This window comes from Pseudomonas sp. KSR10 (genome assembly GCF_022355455.1).
Classification (GTDB): domain Bacteria; phylum Pseudomonadota; class Gammaproteobacteria; order Pseudomonadales; family Pseudomonadaceae; genus Stutzerimonas; species Stutzerimonas stutzeri_E.
The window spans coordinates 71,834-89,620 of the sequence record NZ_JAKOEN010000009.1; the positions used below are offsets into that span (position 1 = coordinate 71,834).

Annotated in this window: 19 protein-coding genes and 2 tRNA genes; 3 read left to right on the top strand and 18 right to left on the bottom strand. The window is 59.0% G+C overall.

What is annotated here, in order from left to right; all coding sequences use genetic code 11:
• Nucleotides 1-366: 366 nt before the first annotated feature.
• The 4 genes from MCB86_RS03345 to dapA all read right to left on the bottom strand — a co-directional run bounded on the left by MCB86_RS03345 (nt 367) and on the right by dapA (nt 3,602).
• Nucleotides 367-456: transfer RNA gene (locus tag MCB86_RS03345), tRNA-Ser, on the bottom strand.
• Nucleotides 457-578: 122 nt separating this feature from the next.
• Entirely contained in the window at nt 579-1,448 is an 870-nt protein-coding gene (locus MCB86_RS03350; protein WP_045162814.1) for a phosphoribosylaminoimidazolesuccinocarboxamide synthase, read from the bottom strand.
• A gap of 134 nt (nt 1,449-1,582) precedes the next feature.
• Nucleotides 1,583-2,683 (bottom strand): outer membrane protein assembly factor BamC, encoded by a 1,101-nt coding sequence (gene bamC, locus MCB86_RS03355; RefSeq protein WP_239609785.1) that lies wholly within the window; start codon nt 2,681-2,683, stop codon nt 1,583-1,585.
• A 40-nt stretch (nt 2,684-2,723) separates the two neighbouring features.
• Nucleotides 2,724-3,602 carry a 4-hydroxy-tetrahydrodipicolinate synthase gene (gene dapA, locus MCB86_RS03360; protein ID WP_045162816.1) on the bottom strand — a complete coding sequence of 293 codons (879 nt, stop codon included), beginning with the start codon at nt 3,600-3,602 and terminating at the stop codon, nt 2,724-2,726.
• 219 nt (nt 3,603-3,821) lie between these two features.
• Here dapA and MCB86_RS03365 point away from each other — a divergent pair, with 219 nt between their 5' ends.
• Together MCB86_RS03365 and MCB86_RS03370 are read left to right on the top strand one after the other, a co-directional pair.
• Nucleotides 3,822-4,382 (top strand): glycine cleavage system protein R, encoded by a 561-nt coding sequence (locus MCB86_RS03365; protein ID WP_025241081.1) that lies wholly within the window; start codon nt 3,822-3,824, stop codon nt 4,380-4,382.
• A 15-nt stretch (nt 4,383-4,397) separates the two neighbouring features.
• Complete coding sequence (locus tag MCB86_RS03370) at nt 4,398-4,871, top strand: peroxiredoxin (RefSeq protein ID WP_239609787.1); 474 nt, start codon at nt 4,398-4,400, stop codon at nt 4,869-4,871.
• 31 nt (nt 4,872-4,902) lie between these two features.
• On the opposite strand, the gene MCB86_RS03375 is transcribed toward MCB86_RS03370, so the two are convergent.
• Nucleotides 4,903-5,982, bottom strand: a complete 1,080-nt coding sequence (locus MCB86_RS03375; RefSeq protein ID WP_239609789.1) for an AI-2E family transporter — start codon at nt 5,980-5,982, stop codon at nt 4,903-4,905.
• A gap of 17 nt (nt 5,983-5,999) precedes the next feature.
• Complete coding sequence (locus MCB86_RS03380) at nt 6,000-6,251, bottom strand: sulfurtransferase TusA family protein (RefSeq protein WP_239609791.1); 252 nt, start codon at nt 6,249-6,251, stop codon at nt 6,000-6,002.
• 106 nt (nt 6,252-6,357) lie between these two features.
• Here MCB86_RS03380 and MCB86_RS03385 point away from each other — a divergent pair, with 106 nt between their 5' ends.
• On the top strand, nt 6,358-7,788 hold the full coding sequence (locus tag MCB86_RS03385) for a M48 family metalloprotease (RefSeq protein ID WP_239609793.1): 1,431 nt from the start codon (nt 6,358-6,360) through the stop codon (nt 7,786-7,788).
• A 50-nt stretch (nt 7,789-7,838) separates the two neighbouring features.
• On the opposite strand, the gene nadA is transcribed toward MCB86_RS03385, so the two are convergent.
• The 12 genes from nadA to ybgC all read right to left on the bottom strand — a co-directional run bounded on the left by nadA (nt 7,839) and on the right by ybgC (nt 17,787).
• Nucleotides 7,839-8,897 (bottom strand): quinolinate synthase NadA, encoded by a 1,059-nt coding sequence (gene nadA, locus MCB86_RS03390; protein WP_239609795.1) that lies wholly within the window; start codon nt 8,895-8,897, stop codon nt 7,839-7,841.
• A 240-nt stretch (nt 8,898-9,137) separates the two neighbouring features.
• Nucleotides 9,138-10,637 carry an acetyl-CoA hydrolase/transferase family protein gene (locus MCB86_RS03395; protein ID WP_239609797.1) on the bottom strand — a complete coding sequence of 500 codons (1,500 nt, stop codon included), beginning with the start codon at nt 10,635-10,637 and terminating at the stop codon, nt 9,138-9,140.
• Nucleotides 10,638-10,825: 188 nt separating this feature from the next.
• Nucleotides 10,826-10,901: transfer RNA gene (locus tag MCB86_RS03400), tRNA-Lys, on the bottom strand.
• 59 nt (nt 10,902-10,960) lie between these two features.
• Entirely contained in the window at nt 10,961-11,635 is a 675-nt protein-coding gene (gene queC / locus MCB86_RS03405) for a 7-cyano-7-deazaguanine synthase QueC (protein WP_239609799.1), read from the bottom strand.
• A gap of 60 nt (nt 11,636-11,695) precedes the next feature.
• Nucleotides 11,696-12,343: a 7-carboxy-7-deazaguanine synthase QueE gene (queE, locus tag MCB86_RS03410; RefSeq protein WP_045162826.1), complete on the bottom strand. Its 648-nt coding sequence runs from the start codon at nt 12,341-12,343 to the stop codon at nt 11,696-11,698.
• Between the two features lie 124 nt (nt 12,344-12,467).
• Nucleotides 12,468-13,295: a tol-pal system protein YbgF gene (gene ybgF, locus MCB86_RS03415; RefSeq protein ID WP_239609801.1), complete on the bottom strand. Its 828-nt coding sequence runs from the start codon at nt 13,293-13,295 to the stop codon at nt 12,468-12,470.
• A 6-nt stretch (nt 13,296-13,301) separates the two neighbouring features.
• The gene (gene pal / locus MCB86_RS03420; protein WP_045162828.1) at nt 13,302-13,808 is read right to left on the bottom strand and encodes a peptidoglycan-associated lipoprotein Pal; all 507 of its coding nucleotides are present in this window, start codon (nt 13,806-13,808) and stop codon (nt 13,302-13,304) included.
• Nucleotides 13,809-13,860: 52 nt separating this feature from the next.
• Nucleotides 13,861-15,162, bottom strand: coding sequence for a Tol-Pal system beta propeller repeat protein TolB (gene tolB / locus MCB86_RS03425; protein ID WP_045162829.1), 1,302 nt, complete (start codon nt 15,160-15,162; stop codon nt 13,861-13,863).
• Nucleotides 15,159-16,184: a cell envelope integrity protein TolA gene (gene tolA, locus MCB86_RS03430; RefSeq protein WP_045162830.1), complete on the bottom strand. Its 1,026-nt coding sequence runs from the start codon at nt 16,182-16,184 to the stop codon at nt 15,159-15,161. Before tolA ends, tolB begins: the two co-directional genes overlap by 4 nt.
• Entirely contained in the window at nt 16,184-16,636 is a 453-nt protein-coding gene (gene tolR, locus MCB86_RS03435; protein WP_045162831.1) for a protein TolR, read from the bottom strand. Before tolR ends, tolA begins: the two co-directional genes overlap by 1 nt.
• Nucleotides 16,637-16,648: 12 nt before the next feature.
• Entirely contained in the window at nt 16,649-17,341 is a 693-nt protein-coding gene (gene tolQ, locus MCB86_RS03440) for a protein TolQ (RefSeq protein ID WP_025241068.1), read from the bottom strand.
• Nucleotides 17,342-17,343: 2 nt separating this feature from the next.
• The gene (ybgC, locus tag MCB86_RS03445) at nt 17,344-17,787 is read right to left on the bottom strand and encodes a tol-pal system-associated acyl-CoA thioesterase (protein ID WP_239609804.1); all 444 of its coding nucleotides are present in this window, start codon (nt 17,785-17,787) and stop codon (nt 17,344-17,346) included.

Here is a 17,787-nt window from a genome sequence, read left to right on the forward strand (position 1 = left end):
CGGCTGGTCGGAGTGGCCTGCCTGGCGGTCTGCTGTAGTAGTCGTGAAGGACGTTCTTCGCGCTTCTCGCTCGACGTACTAGCCGTGCCGACGCAAATAAAGCGGCGCATGTTCAGCGTGAAGCCATACGCGAGCATTTGTTCGTCACCGCTGAAATGCCGGCGAGGCTTTGCGCACCTTCGCTTTCCTGATGGCCCGAGACGATGAGATGGGTGTAGAAGCCGAACGCACCTTCGATGGCGTGTCGTCATGCCCGCCGTCCCAGGCCAAGTGGGCTTCCTTACGGACGAGAGACATCTCGGATGAGGACCAAAACGCAAAAGCCCCCGAAACTCTAGGCATTTCAGGGGCTTAGGCTATATTTAATGGCGGAGAGATAGGGATTTGAACCCTAGGTACCCGCGAGGGTACAACGGATTTCGAATCCGTCCCGTTCGGCCACTCCGGCATCTCTCCAGCGGCGCGCATCATAGCAGTTCGCGAACGATTGTCGAACCCCGCCGGGATCTTTTTTCTCGTTATTCAGCATCTTGCGCCAGCTTCGCCTAGCTGGCCGAGCGTTCAACCAGGTGCCTGATTCAGGCAGTAAGGCGCGTCAGGGCTTCGCGATACTTGTCAGCGGTTTTTTGCGCGACGTCGGCCGGAACTGGCGGCGCAGGCGGCTCCTTGTTCCAGCCGGTAGACTCCAACCAATCACGAACGAACTGCTTGTCGAAGCTCGGTGGGTTGCTGCCTTCCTGATAGCTATCGGCGGGCCAGAAGCGGCTGGAATCAGGCGTCAACACTTCATCCATGAGCGTCAGACGGCCTTGTTCATCCAGACCGAATTCGAACTTGGTGTCAGCAATGATGATGCCGCGAGTCGCGGCGTATTCGACGGCTGCGGTGTAGAGCGCAATGGAGGTGTCACGTACCTGAGCTGCCAACTCCTTGCCGATGACGGCCTCGCACTGCTCGAAGGAGATGTTCTCGTCGTGGTCGCCCACGGCAGCTTTTGTCGATGGAGTAAAAATCGGCTGCGGTAACTTGGCAGCTTCCTTCAACCCGGCCGGCAGCTGGATGCCGCAAACGGTGCCGTTCTTCTGGTACTCCTTCCAGCCGGAGCCGACGATGTAACCCCGCACGATGGCTTCTACCGCAACAGGTTTCAGGCGCTTGGCAACCACTGCGCGCCCTTCCACCAGAGGCAACTCCTCTGCAGGGACCACATCCTCAACGCTGTCACCGGTGAAGTGGTTGGGGACAAGATGGGCGAGTTTGTCGAACCAGAAATTGGAAATCGCCGTGAGGATTTTGCCCTTTTCAGGGATCGGCTCGGCGAGAATCACGTCGAACGCCGAGAGCCGATCGGTGGCGACCATGAGCATGCGCTTGTCGTCGATTTCGTACAGATCACGAACCTTGCCGGAATAGATTTTCTTCAAGCTGAGAGCATTGGAAATGGCCATGGCGATTCTCGCGGTTACCAACCCTTCGGTACGCTGCGGAATCGGGCAACCGTAACGATAGGTCTGTCATCAAACGAAACAGGCGAAACCGATGGGTTTCGCCTGGATTGGTTGGGGCGGGCTGATTCGTCGAATCAGTCCAGGTTGTCCTTGAGCATAGTCAGCACGCGACGCGAAACATCCGCGGGTGCGACGGTGTCGAGGTCCTTGTCGAGCGTTACCTGGATGTTGCCACCCACATCGGTCACGCGAACCTGGTAACGCTCGGCGCGAGCTTCAATCTCTTCGCGGTCTGGCGCCCCGCCGAACAAGCGGGAGAAGAATCCGGGCTTTTCGTCTGGATTCGCGGCGCCTTCCGATAGGTTGATGTAATAAACGCCCAAGCTCCGATCCAGGTCTTCGACGAGGATGTCGCTGGCGGCTAGCGCTCGCCCGACGCTCGACCAGGCACGATTGAAGTCGGTATCGAGCTGCAGCACCGGAGCGCCGCTGCCTGCTTCGCTGAGCGTCACGCGGCTAGGCGCATCGAATTCGCGCTCGGCAAGTAGCGAGGCAGAACCGCCTTGCGCGGCGCTACTGTTCAAGCCTGCCTGCAACTCATCGAGTAGCACCCGATCGAGCTCGGCATTGGCCGGTGCGTCAGGCCATGCGACGTCGGCACTGCTGCCTGCAGGGCGTTGAACGCTGAGCAGGAAAATTTCGCTGGTATCGCGCTGCACGCCCGGCTCGATGCGAACTCGAACACGCGTCTCACCTTCACCAAGGCCAAGGTTGCGCACCAGGGCTGGAGCCAACTGATCGCGCGTCTGCCAGGCGGTGGTGAACTCGCCGGTCTGAGGCCGCTCTTCAGCGATCTGGAAGCCGTTATCGGTGAAGAATTGCCTGGCCGCCGCCCAGACCTGAGAGGGTGCACGCATTGCGACAAGCCAGCGCGCATCTTCCGATGTCTGCAGGCTGAACTCGCTGGTCTCTTCGGCGATCAGCAGACGTTGAGGACGCGGAACTTCGTACTCGCCTGTTGCGCGGGTATCGGCTACCTGCTGGGGAATCGGCAGCAGCGGCTCGATCGGGCGCAGCGCAGCACCCGCCGGGGCCTGCATCGGTGGCATCTGACGCGCCTGCAGATAATCGCTGCCACGGTCGCGGAAATATCCGTCTTCGCCCCACAACCAGCCACAGCCGCTGGTTCCAGAGATGATCAGGGCTAGGGTCGAGAGGCCGGCCAGTCGCTTCATGCGTGTTCCTTCATTATTAAACCAGTACACCGGATACTGTTCAGGCCAGCACACCGGATTGACGCATTGCGTCGCGAAGCGGCTCCTGGCAACGCTGGCTGAGCCAGGTCAGGGGCAAGCGAATACCGTCCTGCATCAGGCCCATCTCGTGCAACGCCCACTTCACCGGGATCGGATTGGCCTCGAGGAACAAGCTCTGATGCAGCGGCATCAGCAACGCGTTGATGGCGCGAGCCTTTTCCACATCGCCGGCAATGGCGGCGGCGCACAGCTCACTCATCGCACGAGGTGCGACGTTGGCGGTAACGGAAATATTGCCCTTGCCGCCCATCAACATCAGCTCGACTGCCGTGGCGTCGTCGCCGGAATAGACGAGGAAATCCGTGCTGACGCGATCGAGCACCTCCTGGCCGCGCTTGAGGTCACCGGTCGCTTCCTTGATGCCGACGATGTTCGCCACCTTGGACAGGCGCTCGACGGTTTCCGGCAGCATGTCGCAGGCGGTGCGACCAGGCACGTTGTAGAGAATTTGCGGAATCGCCACAGCTTCGGCGATATGTCGGAAGTGCAGATACATGCCTTCCTGGGTCGGCTTGTTGTAATACGGCGTGACCAGCAGACACGCATCGGCACCTGCCGCTTTGGCATTTTCAGTCAGTTCGACGGCTTCGCGAGTGGAGTTGGCACCGGTGCCGGCAATAACCGGAATACGGCCGTTGACCTGATCCACCACGCGGCGGATCACCTCGATGTGCTCAGGAACTTCGAGCGTTGCCGATTCGCCAGTGGTACCGACCGCAACGATTGCATTGGTGCCTTCCTGCAGATGGAAGTCCACCAGCTTGCTCAGGCTATCCCAATCAATAGCGCCTTGCGCGTCCATGGGAGTGACCAGCGCCACCATACTGCCCGCAATCATGCAACCCACTCCTGCCGGAAAAAGAGAGGCGTAATGGTACAAGGCTCCTGAGCGCTTTGCGAGTACGCTAGATGCATCCTGCCGTCGGAGCGATCAGACGCTAACCGGGCCCTTTAGCGATGCTTGCCTGCGCACGCATTCCCTCTGGCGATGCTTTTCGCTACCCTTAGCCGTTTTCGGCTTGGCTGGCCGACCGATTCATCACCGCCAGGAACTTGCATGTCCACCCCCCCAGTACCCCGAGAACAGTTTCTCGTCATCAGCGCCATGGGCCGCAGCCCGATGGCGCTCACCAATGTGCTTTGCCGAGCCAGCAACGAGAATCGCTGTGCCGTGGTCAGTACGCGCTTGACCCGTCATGGTGAGTGCTGCGCGCTGGTTCTGGAAATCACCGGAACCTGGGACGCCCTCGCCCGCATGGAGACCGCGCTGCCTGCCCTGGCCAAGAAGCACGAATTCACCACCAATGTGGTACGCAGCGAAGCATTGGAAGTTCGCCCGCAAGCGCTACCCTATGTGGCCTATGTCAGCTCGGTATACCGCCCGGACATCCTCAATGAGCTGTGCCAGTTCTTTATCGACCACCGTGTCGAGCTCGAGAGCCTGACTTGCGACACCTATCAGGCGCCCCAGACCGGCGGCACGATGCTCAACGCGACATTGACCGTCACGCTGCCGGCGGGCACGCAGATCAGCTGGCTGCGTGATCAGTTTCTGGACTTTGCCGACGCGCTGAATCTGGACGCCCTGATAGAGCCCTGGCGCCCGCAGAACCCTTGATAAGGAAACCCGCAAATGCCCGTTGAAGTCGATCAACCCGTTCCTCCCTTCCAGGCTCAGGCCACTGGTGGCATCCAGGTCAGCTCCGAAATGCTGAAGGGCAAGCAGGTCGTGCTCTACTTCTACCCGAAGGACAACACGCCAGGTTGCACCACCGAAGGCCAGGGGTTCCGCGATCTGCACGGCGCCTTCGGCGAAGCCAACACGCAGGTCTTCGGCGTCTCACGGGACAGCCTGAGAACGCATGAGAACTTCAAGGCCAAGCAGGGATTTCCCTTCGAGCTCATCTCCGACAAGGATGAACAGCTCTGCCAACTGTTCGACGTGATCAAGCTTAAGAAGCTCTACGGCAAGGAATACTTGGGCGTAGATCGCAGCACCTTTCTGATCGACCGCGACGGCGTGCTACGTCAGGCATGGCGAGGCGTGAAAGTACCCGGGCATGTCGAAGCCGTTTTGCAGGCTGCTCAGACGCTGCATCTAAAATAAGAGAAAGGCCGGCAAGCCGGCCTTTTTCGTTCTAGCTCACGCTTTCCACGACCGGGACCGTGGGCGGTCTACGCGGCCAGGCGTATAGCACCGCCTTGAACAAGGTCGCCAGGGGTATCGCAAAGAAGACCCCCCAGAAGCCCCAAAGCCCGCCGAACAGCAGAACCGAGCAAATGATGGCCACCGGGTGCAGATTGACAGCTTCGGAGAACAGCAGAGGCACCAGAACGTTGCCGTCCAGCGCCTGGATGATCGCGTAGGCCACCATCAGATAGATGAACTGATCACCCAGCCCCCACTGAAACAATCCGATCAAGGCGATGGGGATGGTCACCACCGTGGCACCGATATAAGGCACCACCACGGACACACCCACCAGCAGCGCCAACAATGCAGCGTAGTTGAGCCCCAGCACTGCGAAGACTGCGTACGACACTGCACCGCATATCAGAATCTCGATCGCCTTGCCCCGAATGTAGTTGGCGATCTGCACGTTCATTTCCTGGGATACCTGCGTGATCAACGCCCGCTCACGTGGCAGGTAGCCACTCAGCCAGTCACCGATCTGCTGGCGATCCTTGAGGAAAAAGAACACCAGAATCGGTACCAGGATCAGATAGATCATCAGGGTCAGCAGCAACGGCAGACTGGACAGCGACGATGTCAGCACTGTCTGACCGTAGCGGCCTACCTCACCCCGCATGAAATCGATGCCACGCAGCACCTGCTCTTCGGTCAGCAGCTGCGGATAACGCTCGGGCAGGAGCAGCAACAGGGACTGCCACTCCACCAGCATCCGGGGCAATTCGTTGAACAGGGTCAGCACCTGCTGCCAGACCAAGGGCACCAGGAACAGCATGCAGACCGTGAGCGCCCCGACGAACATCAGGAACACCAACCAGACAGCCACCAGATGCGGGATACTGACGCGCTCCAGCGCACCGACCAGCCCCTGCATCAGAAACGCCAGCACCAGCCCTGCGAGGACTGGCGCGAGCATGTCGCCCAGCGTCAGCACCACAGCAAAGGCGACCACCAACAATACAGCCAGAACCACGGCCTCCTCGTCCGAGAAATAGCGATGGATCCAGCTGCGTAGTACGTTGAGCATATCTTTCCTTAGAAACTTCAGGCCTTGCGCAGCCAGTAACGATAGAGGCCATCGCCGGCTTCTTCACGCAACAGCGCGTGACCGGACAACTTGGCGAAACTGCGAAAATCCCGCTGCGAGCCCGGATCGGTTGCGGTGACCTTCAATATCTGGCCGCTGGTCAGTCGATTGAGTTCAAGCTTCGCCTTCAGCAGAGGCATCGGACATTGCAACCCGACGGCGTCCAGCTCGGCATCGCAGACGGTGTCGGGCACACTCTGTTGGATCATGTTGGTCTCCTTGAAAGAAGCGCAGGATACCGACCTGCCCCCGCCCCTGGCCAGTTACCCTGGCACAAGGCTACAGTAACGTTCCTGCTTTCAAGAGCCAGTCTGGATGAAATTGCTGCGCCCTACTCTGCTGACGCTGGCATGCCTGATCGGGCAGCCAGCCGTGGCCAATGATCTACCCTCCCTCGGCGACTCCAGCTCGGGCATCGTCTCGCCGGAACAAGAACACCAACTCGGCCGTGCCTGGCTCAGCCTGTTGCGCGGGCAGGTCCCGCAGCTGTCGGATCCGCTGCTGAAGGACTACCTGGAACGCAGCGTCTACCGGCTGGCCGAGAGCAGTCAGCTGCAGGATCGCCGGCTGGAATTCGTGCTGCTCGACAGCCCGCAACTGAACGCCTTTGCCGCACCGGGCGGCATTATCGGCGTCAACGGCGGCTTGTTTCTGCATGCCCAGACTGAAGCAGAATACGCCTCGGTCCTGGCACACGAATTGGCGCACTTGTCCCAGCGCCATTTCGCCCGCGGCCTGGAAGAGCAAAAACGCATGCAGCTCCCATTGATGGCGGCAATGCTCGCTGGGGTGGTAGCGGCTGCCGCTGGCGCGGGTGACGCCGGCATCGCCGCGATCGTTTCCACCCAGGCCGCTGCGATCCAGGCGCAACGACGCTTTTCCCGGCAGAACGAACAGGAAGCCGACCGCATCGGTATCCTCAATCTCGAACGAGCCGGCTATGATCCGCGCGCCATGCCGCAGATGTTCGGCCGCTTGATGCGCCAGTATCGTTATGACCAGAAACCGCCGGAATTCCTGTTGACCCACCCGGTTACCGAGTCACGTATCGCTGATACCAAAAACCGCGCCGAGCAGTACCCCACGGGTGGCGTTGAGGACAGCCTGCGCTACCAACTGATGCGCGCGCGAGTGGATCTGAAGTTCGAGACCACGCCGGGCGTCAGCGCCAAGCGCTTCCGGGCCATGCTCAGCGAAGATGAAAACCTCGACGCGGCCCGCTACGGCCTGGCATTGGCCCAGATCAGGAGCGGCCAGCTCAAGGAAGCTGCCGACAATCTGCAGCCACTGCTGGCGAAGGAGCCAGACGACGCCACCTACAACCTGGCTCAGGTTGAATTGGACATCACCGCCAACCGCCTTGCCGCCGCGCGCGCGCGTACCCAAACGCTGCTCCGCCTGTATCCCGGCAGCTACCCCGTGCGCCAGACAAACATTGATCTGCTGATCAAGGAAAACAAGCTGCAGGAGGCCGAGCGGGAACTGGATGCCTTGGTTGAAGCTCGCCCCAAGGATCCGGACATCTGGTATCAGGTTTCGGAGATCCGTGGGCTCACCGGAAACATCATCGGCTTGCATCAGGGGCGTGCGGAATATTTCGCACTGGTCGGCGACTACGACCAGGCCATCGAACAGCTGGACTTCGCCAAACGTCGCTCGAGCAACTTCCAGACAGCCGCACGTATCGACGCTCGGCAGAAGCAGCTGATCGAAGAGAAGCGAATGGTCGAGGACATGCTGCGCTGAATCATGCGGCGCCGAAAGGCGCCGTTTGCAAAGCTACGGATGCCGTTACCTCAGGCGTTGCCAGCCTGCTTGATACGCGCGGCCTGGGTGAAATCCAGCATGCGCTTGAGCGGTTTGATCGCACGCGGAATCAGCGCTGGATCGACAAAGATCTCGTTGCTGCCGGTGCGCAGACAAGCCAGGGTGCGTTCAAGCGTATTCATCGCCATCCACGGGCAATGGGCGCAGCTGCGACAAGCGGCGCCGCTGCCCGCCGTTGGCGCCTCGATGAATTCCTTGTCTGGGCAGAGCTGCTGCATCTTGTAGAAAATGCCGCGGTCGGTGGCGACGATGAAGGTTGGATTGGCCAGCGTCTGCGCCGCCTTGATCAACTGACTGGTGGAGCCGACGGCATCCGCCAGCGCAATGACCGATTCAGGCGACTCGGGATGAACCAGAACGGCAGCATCCGGATACAGCGCTTTCATATCCTCCAGCTGTTTCGCCTTGAACTCTTCGTGGACGATGCAGGCGCCATCCCACAACAGCATATCGGCGCCGGTCTCCCGCTGCACATAGCTCCCAAGATGCTTGTCGGGTGCCCAGATGATCTTTTCGCCGTTGTCCATCAGACTCTCGACAATTTCCAGCGCACAGCTTGAGGTCACCACCCAGTCAGCCCGCGCCTTCACCGCCGCGGAGGTGTTGGCATAGACGACCACGGTGCGCTCGGGATGCTGATCGCAGAACGCGGAGAACTCCTCGACCGGGCAGCCGAGATCCAACGAACAGGTGGCATCCAGGGTAGGCATCAGCACGCGCTTTTCAGGGTTAAGAATTTTTGCCGTCTCACCCATGAACTTGACGCCAGCAACCACAACCGTCTGCGCAGAATGCTCATTGCCGAACCTGGCCATTTCCAGCGAGTCGGAAACACAGCCACCGGTCTCCTCGGCTAGCGACTGGATTACCGGATCGGTGTAGTAATGCGCCACGAGTACCGCGTTCTGCCGTTTCAACTCGACGGCAATATCATTGCGCAATTGCGCTTCCTGTTCGGGCGTCAGCGGCTTTGGCTGCTTGGCCGCCAGATGAGCCTGCACAAGAATACGTTCGGGTATCTGCGTCATGTTCGCGGTCCTGCAAAGCTCGTTATTGCACGAAGCGCCGAGCATACCCGGTCAACCGGATGGCTCGGACGAGGCAAAAGGGAGAGGTAGCGCGATATGCAGACTTCACCTTCGTGCCCGCTCAAGGGGCAAGAATACTAGCCGAAGCCTTTGCAAAAGGGAAAGCGAGGGGGTGCCAGGCCATGCATTCTGGGTTGCCCAAATGAAAACCGCCGGCATCAGCCGGCGGTTTTGTTCATGTCACCGCTCGTATTTGAGCATGTGGCCACGTTCTTCCAGGTTGATGTGCCATTGCATGGCCTCACGCAGCATGTGGGGCGTCTGGCCACCCCGATCGCATGCGCCGTCGAAATACTGATTCAGCGCCTCGCGGTAGGACGGATGCACGCAGTTGTCGATAATCACGCGTGCACGCTCGCGCGGTGCCAGCCCACGCAGGTCGGCCAGCCCCTGCTCGGTGACCAGGATTTCCACGTCGTGTTCGGTGTGATCGACATGCGCAACCATGGGCACGACGCTGGAAATGTTGCCGCCCTTGGCAATCGACTTGGTCACGAAGATGGCCATGTTGGCGTTACGAGCGAAGTCGCCCGAACCACCGATGCCGTTCATCATCTTGGTACCGCCAACATGCGTCGAGTTGACGTTGCCGTAGATATCGAACTCCAGCGCGGTGTTGATTCCGACGATGCCGAGACGACGCACCAGCTCCGGATGGTTGGAGATCTCCTGCGGACGCAGCACCAACTTGTCCTTGTACCTCTCCAGATTACCGAACACGCGATCGTTGCAGCGCTCGGACAGCGTGATCGAGCAGCCCGAAGCAAACTTCATCTTGCCGGCATCGATCAACTCGAACGTGCAATCCTGCAGCACTTCGGAATACATCATCAGATCTTCGAACGGCGAATCGATCAGACCACACACCACAGCGTTGGCGATATTGCCAATACCGACCTGCATCGGACCGAGGTTGTACGGCAAACGGCCAGCTGCCACCTCCTTCTTGAAGAACTCAACCAGGTGATTGGCGATGGCCTGGGTTTCTTCATCCGGCGGTGTGACGGTGGAATAGGAATCTGGATGTTCGGTAATAACGATAGCGGCGATCCTGGCCGGATCGATCGGAATAGCGGTCGTGCCGATGCGGTCGTCTACCTTTGTCAGCGGGATCGGACCGCGGTTTGGACGCTCGCCTGGGAAGTAGATGTCGTGCAGCCCTTCCAGGTTCGGATTGTGCGCGTAGTTCAGCTCGACAATAACCTTATCGGCGAAGACCGCCAGGTTAGCTGAGTTGCCCACAGAGGTAGTCGGAACGATATGACCCTGTTCGGTGATGCTCACCGCCTCGACAATGGTGACGTCCGGGCGCTTGATCTGGTTGTTGCGCATTTGCTCGACGGTGTGAGAAAGGTGCTGGTCGATGAACATGACCTCGCCCTGATTGATCGCCTTGCGCAGGGTCGCATCCGCCTGGAATGGCCCCCGGCGAGCTAGCAGACCTGCCGCCGCCATCTTGCCGTCCAAGTCGTTGCCGAGACTGGCACCGGTAATCAAGCTGATCTTCAGCTTCTCATCCTTTGCCCGATCGATTAGTGCCAGAGGCACTGCCTTGGCCTCACCTGCGCGGGTAAAGCCGCTCATGCCGACGGTCATCCCGTCCTGGATAAGAGTAGCGGCCTCATGGGCGCTCATGACCTTGCTCTGCAGAGAGGACAAGCGAATGCGATCGGAATACATGTGAGCCTCAAACCAACGGACAATCGGGAGGTCGCAGTCTATTACGTTTGTTCTAAACCCATTCACAGACCAAGGTCGTAGTGAAAAACGATAAAAATCGAGGGATAAAACCGTTTCGCATCGCGGATGACGGGCATAAAAAAGCCGGATGACCAATCGGTATCCGGCTTTTGCCCACTTGGGGGATATGGTGGGTCGTGTAGGATTCGAACCTACGACCAATTGGTTAAAAGCCAACTGCTCTACCAACTGAGCTAACGACCCAATGCGGGGCGCATGATACTGATTTGATTGATTAAATCAACTTTTTTTAGGAAAAGAATTTAGAAATAGCGAGTCGGATCCGTGACGCCAGCTTCTTCGAAGCCCGCCGCGCGCAAGCGGCAACTGTCACACTTGCCGCAGGCGCGCCCTTCGCCGTCGGCCTGATAGCAGGAAACGGTCATGGCGTAATCGACCCCCAGCCGGACACCGGCACGAACGATCTCCGCCTTGCTCAGGTTCTGCAAAGGCGCGCGAATGGCAAAGCCTTGCCCTTCTACCCCAGCCTTCGTGGCGAGGTTGGCCATGCGTTCGAACGCTTCCACGAATTCAGGCCGGCAGTCGGGGTAACCAGAGTAGTCGACTGCATTGACCCCAATAAAAATGTCCCGAGCACCCAGCACCTCTGCCCACCCCAGCGCCAGCGAAAGAAATACGGTATTGCGGGCAGGCACATAGGTGACAGGGATTCCCTTGCCCGTCTCTTCCGGCACCGCGATGCTGGCATCGGTAAGCGCCGAGCCGCCAATACCATCGAGATTCATGCCGATGACCTTATGCTCGATCACGCCCAACTGTCGAGCGACGCGCTCTGCAGCCTGCAGCTCGGCGCGATGGCGTTGACCATAATCGAAGCTCATGGTGTAGCAGGTGTGTCCTTGTGCCTTGGCCATCGCAACTACGGTTGCAGAATCGAGCCCGCCAGAGAGAAGAATCACGGCTTTCTTGTCAGTCATTACACCTACCTATCGAAAACAACGGCGCACCATGAAAAAACGAAGGGCGTTCCCAACGAATCAATGACCGGGTGCGTCGGCCCAAAGGATCTTATGCAGCTGAAGCTGCAGTCGCACCGGGAGGTTGTCACTGACGATCCAGTCGGCCAGCGAGCGAGCATCGACTTGACCGTGACTGGGCGAAAACAGCACTTCGCCCACACGGGCGTCCAGCCGGTATTCGATGAGTTTGGACACAGCCCAGTCGTAATCCTCGCGCGAGCAGATCACGAACTTCACTTGGTCATTGCCTGTTAGCTGACCGATATTCTCGTACAGGTTTCGCCCCATTTCGGCGGAGCCCGGCGTTTTAAGGTCAACGACTCGGCTCACCCGTTCGTCTGTACCGGAAATATCCAGCGCGCCGCTGGTCTCCAGGGACACCTCGTAGCCGGCATCACAGAGGCTGCGCAACAGAGGAAGGCAATTGGGTTGAGCCAGGGGCTCACCGCCAGTGACGCAGACGTAGCGAGGTTTAAAGGAAGCGACCCGCTTAAGAATCGCCTCGAGCGGCATGACCTGACCGCCGCTGAACGCGTAGGCTGTGTCGCAGTATTGACAGCGCAGGGGGCAGCCGGTCAGGCGGACGAATACAGTGGGCAATCCACTGGTACGCGTTTCCCCCTGCAACGAGTAAAAGATCTCGGTAATTCGCAGGGTATCTTGCATTATCAGCCACGGGCGTGACGGCTAAACAGGCCATCCGCCTCCGTTGCGGGAAAGGGGCGGCGATTCTAACGAAAAAACCCGCCAAGGGGCGGGTTTTGTTCAACAGCCGCGACCGGCATCGGGCTTATCGATTCAGCTGACGCTGAGCCAACTGCGCTGCCGAGCTATTCGGATAATCAGCAATGACCTGACGCAGAATGCCGTTGGCCTTGTCCCGGTTGCCCAGACGTATCTCGACGTCAGCCAGCTTGTACAGCGAATCCGGCACCTTATTGTGCTGCGGATACGCCTGACTGACCTTGGCAAAAGCCTGGCCGGCTGCCTGCAGATCGCCCTTGGCGAGGTTCACCTCGCCCAGCCAATACTGCGCATTACCGGCGTATGGACTGCTGGGATACTTGCGCAGGAAGGCGGAAAAAGCCTGGCTGGCCTTCTCGAAATCCTTTGCCTTGATCAGATCAAATGCGGCGTCGTAGTACAGCTTCTCCTTTTCAGGATCAGCCGACTGACTACTCGCCGCGCCTTGCATTGGAGCGCCTGCTGGCACCCGTACAGACTCGCCGACATTCGTTGCATCGGCGGTTGAAGAATTCTGGCTAGCCGATCCACCTGATGAGGCGCTCGACAAGCGACTGTCCAAATCCTGATAACGCTCCAGCCCTTCTTGCTTCAAGCGCTGGATCTCGTTCTGCTGCACTTCCAGCATACCGCGCAGCTGCGCGATCTCTTCCTGCATCTGCTGCAGCTGAACGAAGAGCATACCCTGCGCCGAGGACGGAGCAGACGCTCCGCCCCCGACATAGGCACCGCCCGTATCCGCCCCGGAGGAGTAACCCGACTCAGGCGCACCACCTTGGGTTTGCGAGTCGTATTCCACCACCGGGACCTGAGCTGCCGCGAACAGCGGCAGACCAAGTGCAATAAGCGTCAGCGCGTAACGGTGCTTGAACATGGCTTATTACTTACGCAGTTCAACGCGACGGTTCTGGGCCCAGGACTGCTCGTCGTTGCCCATGGCAACCGGACGCTCTTCGCCGTAGGAGACCAGTTCCAGCTGAGCAGGAGACACGCCCTGCAGAACCAGGTAGCGCTGAACAGCCTTGGAACGACGCTCACCCAGAGCCATGTTGTACTCGCGAGTACCACGCTCGTCGGTGTGGCCTTCCAGCACTACACGGTTGCCCGCGGACTTCAGATCCTTGGCATGAACGTCCAGAGCGCGCATGGCCTCCGGCTTCAGGTCAGAACTGTCGTATTCGAAGTAGAAGGTAGTGATGGCGCGCAGAGCGGCTTCTTCGCCACTCATGCTGCCGTCGACGGCACCGCTGTCAGCGCCATAGCCAGCGTTCGGATCAATGGCGGAGGAACCTTCGCCAGAGTCATCGCCACCCTTGGACGAACAACCAACAGCTACGGCCATAGCCAGAGCCAGCGCAGCGAACTTACCGAATTTCAGCATTTCCATGTGTAACAACCCCAGGTGTGTGTTTTTGGTTAGGTAAAGCGTTGATACCGCATCAGTTCAGGTAAGGGGACCACGATGGCTCACGGACTTCGCCTTGAGCAGTAGGAAGCGGGAGCCTAACTCGACCATTAATGGATGCGAGCATCAAGACTCCCCGGCCCTGCTGGCGGGTCGCGTAGATTAGCATGGTGCCATTAGGCGCAACAGTAGGCGACTCATCTAAACTCGTGTCAGAGAGCAGCCGCAAATTGCCGCGCTGCAGGTCCTGCGCCGCTACCTTGAAGTTGGTATAGCCCTCCTGACGATGAATCATGACCAAGGTCTTCTCGTCTGCGGAGAGTTTCGGATTGGCATTGTAGTTGCCCACGAAGGTAACCCGTTCGGCATTGTTGCTACCCAGACTTTGCTTGTAGATCTGAGGTTTGCCGGCACGATCCGAGGTGAAGTAAATAGTCCGACCGTCAGCGCCCCAGAAAGGCTCCGTATCGATCGCATAGTGATTGGTGAGCCGCTGCAGCTGGCGCGACCCGAGGTCCATCACATAAATCTCCGGGTTGCCATCTTTCGATAGCACGAATGCCAGACGATTGCCATCCGGTGAGAATGCCGGCGCACCGTTGAGCCCTTCGAAATTGGTGACCTGCTCACGACGACCGGTATCGATGTGCTGCATGAAGATGCGGGGGCGTTTCTGCTCGAACGAAACGTAGGCAATACGGCGGCCATCCGGCGAATAGCGTGGTGACAGAATCGGCTCTCGAGATTGCAGCAAGGTCACCGCGCGCGCGCCATCGTAGTCGGAACGCTGCAACGTGTAGCGCGTGTTTGCCCCCCCAAGGCGTTCAACGGTGACGTAAAGAAGCCGTGTCGAAAATGCACCCTTGATGCCTGTGAGCTTTTCAAAGGCCTGATCAGCAGCGTAGTGCGCCATGTCGCGCAGTTGGTCCTGCGCGCCACCCACGGTGCCCGTCATGACCTGCTGCTCAGTGGTGACGTTGAACACCTCGTAGCGTATCTGCAGCTTGCCGGCGGAGGGCTCGATATTGCCAACCACGACGTACTGAGCACCCAGCGCCTTCCAGTCACGAAAAATGATCTCACTGCCGCGAGTTGGCAAGCTGATCATGTTCTGCTTCGGGATCGGCTGGAAGACGCCGGTATTGCGCATGTCGTTGCCGATGATTTCGGCCATGTCTTCAGGCAGTACAGTACCGCCTTGCCAGCCAAACGGTACGACCGCGATCGGAATCGCGCGATCGGTACCACTGGTAACCACAATATTCTTTTCCTGCGCCACGGCACTGCCCAGCACAAATAAAAGAAGAACGACAAAACCTCGAAGGTAATTGATCACAACGCTAGATCCTCAGGCGTAAATGTCATCATGAACGAGCGATACGGCTGAAACTCCTGAGCAGAAAGCCCCTGCATCTCGGTCAGCCGACCAATATTCTTTACTGCTGCGACCGCGGAATTATCGAAGGGCGAATCACCGCTCGAACGCGAAACCGTCACGCCGGTAATGGTGCCATCCGGCAGCATGTTGACCCGTAGCGTAACCGACATGTTGTTTCGTGCCGATGGCGGCCGAGTCCAACCCTCTGCAGCACGCATACGAATCAGATCATCGAAGTTGCCGGCCACCTGATCGCCCTGCGTATCCGCCATGGCCTGTTGCCGCTCCGTATCTTCGGACAGCAGCTCGGCCAGCGCTTGCGCTTTCTTATCTTCAGCCGCCTTGCGGGCGGCCTCGGCGGCAGCTTTTTTCTTCGCCTCTTCCGCCGCTTTTTTCTTTGCAGCTTCGGCTGCCGCTTTTTTCTTCGCGTCTTCCGCCGCTTTCTTTTTCGCGGCCTCGGCAGCTGCCTTCTTCTTCGCGTCTTCCGCAGCCTTCTTCGATTCTTCAGCGGCTTTTTTCTTCTCCGCCTCGTCGGCTGCCTTTTTCTTGGCAATATCCGCCTGTTTCTTCTGCTCGGCCTTTTTAGCCTCTTCGGCTTTCTGAGCTTCAGCAGCCTTCTTGGCGGCGTCGGCCTTCGCTACCTCGGCCTTTCGAGCCTCCTCGGCCTTTTTTTGTTCCGCAGCTTTAGCTGCAGCCTGCTTTTGCTGCTCGACCTTGCGCTGCTCCATCTGCTCGGTTTCGTACTGCTTGGCAGCGGTTTTCTGCGCCTCGCCGGCAATCTTCTGGTTGGTCTGGGTTTTCGCCTGGCTTTGGGATTTGAGTTGATACAGGGTGGCCTGAACGATCGGCTTGGACGGTGGTAACTCGGGCGTCATGGCGAAGCTGACGAACAGCATGCCAAAGATGATGACGTGCAAGCCCACCGCCAGAATGGTGGGCCAGTAGAGGCTCTCAGAGCGCGAACGTTCCGACTGTTGCATCAAGGCGCCTCGGTGATCAGGCCGACGTTACCCACACCGGCTTCCTGCAGTCCACCCATGGCCGACATAACCGACCCGTAATCCACTGCCTTATCGCCGCGCACGAAGACTTGCACCTGCTTACCCTGGCTGCGGTTCTGGTTCATGATCGCAGTGACCGCCTTGGTCATCTCGTCGAGCGTCAAGGCCTTGTCCTGCGCGGTTTCGGTGTCCACCTCGCTACCGATATTCCAGTAGTAGCTCTTATCCGCCTTGATCGAAATGGTCAACACGCGCGCATCGTTATCCTGAGGCAGGACTTCGCTGCTGACCTTGGGCAGGTCCACCTTCACGCCCTGATTGAGCATCGGCGCGGTCACCATGAAGATCACCAGTAGCACCAGCATCACATCGATGTAGGGCACCACGTTCATCTCGGCGACAGGTTTGCGTCTGTTGCGAATTCTTGCCATGGCCTGTGGGCCTCAATCTTCTGTGGTGTGGACTTTGCGATGAAGGATCGCCTGGAACTCATCGGCGAAGGTGTAATAGCGGCCAATGAGCATTTCGCCACGCGCCGAGAAGCGGTTGTAGGCGATGACCGCTGGAATCGCTGCGAACAGACCGATGGCAGTGGCGATCAGCGCCTCGGCGATACCTGGCGCCACGGTGGCCAGGGTCGCCTGCTGAACCTGCGCCAGGCCGCGGAAAGAGTTCATGATGCCCCAAACGGTACCAAACAGGCCGATATAGGGACTGGTGGAGCCGACAGTGGCGAGGAACGGCAAACTCTGATCCAGCTTCTCTTCCTCACGGGAAATGGCGACGCGCATCGCGCGGTTCACACCATCCATCACTGCATCTGGATCCACGCCCTGCTGCTGGCGCAGACGGGAAAATTCCTTGAAGCCGGCCCGAAAGATCTGCTCGACGCCGGAATCCGGGTCCGGGTTGCTGCCCGCCTGGCGATACAGCTTGGAAAGATCGATTCCCGACCAGAAACGTTCCTCGAAGGTGTCCAGCGAACGCTTGGCGGCCCGCAGCATGTTGCCGCGCTGAAAGATGATGATCCACGAAGTCACCGAGGCGCCCACCAGGATCAGCATGACCAGCTGAACCACAAAGCTGGCGTTGCTGATCAGGCTCCACATGGACATATGATCGACGTTGGCTTCCACGCTTACTCTCCTGCTGGGGGTAGACCCGACCCGGCGAAAGCTGCACGCAGCGCTTCGGGAATGGGGCGGGGTTTCAAACTCTCGGTGCGCACACAGGCCACCACGAACTGCCCTTCGCAGAGCAGCAGATCATCCTTCGCTCGCCGCACCTGCTGTTTGAAACGCAGGCTTGCACGCTTGGTCTCTACCACTTCGGCGGACACCAGCAATTCATCGTCAAGCCTCGCTGGCGCGTGGTAACGCGCTTCGCTGGAATGCACGACGAACAGCAGGTCTTCACCCACCAGCTGCGACTGGGCGAAACCCAGGCTGCGCAACCGCTCGGTACGGGCCCGCTCCATGAACTTGAGGTAATTGACGTAGTAAACGATGCCGCCCGCATCGGTGTCTTCGTAGTAGACGCGACACCGGTGAGAGAACGGTTGAGCATGTGATTCCGCGCGCAT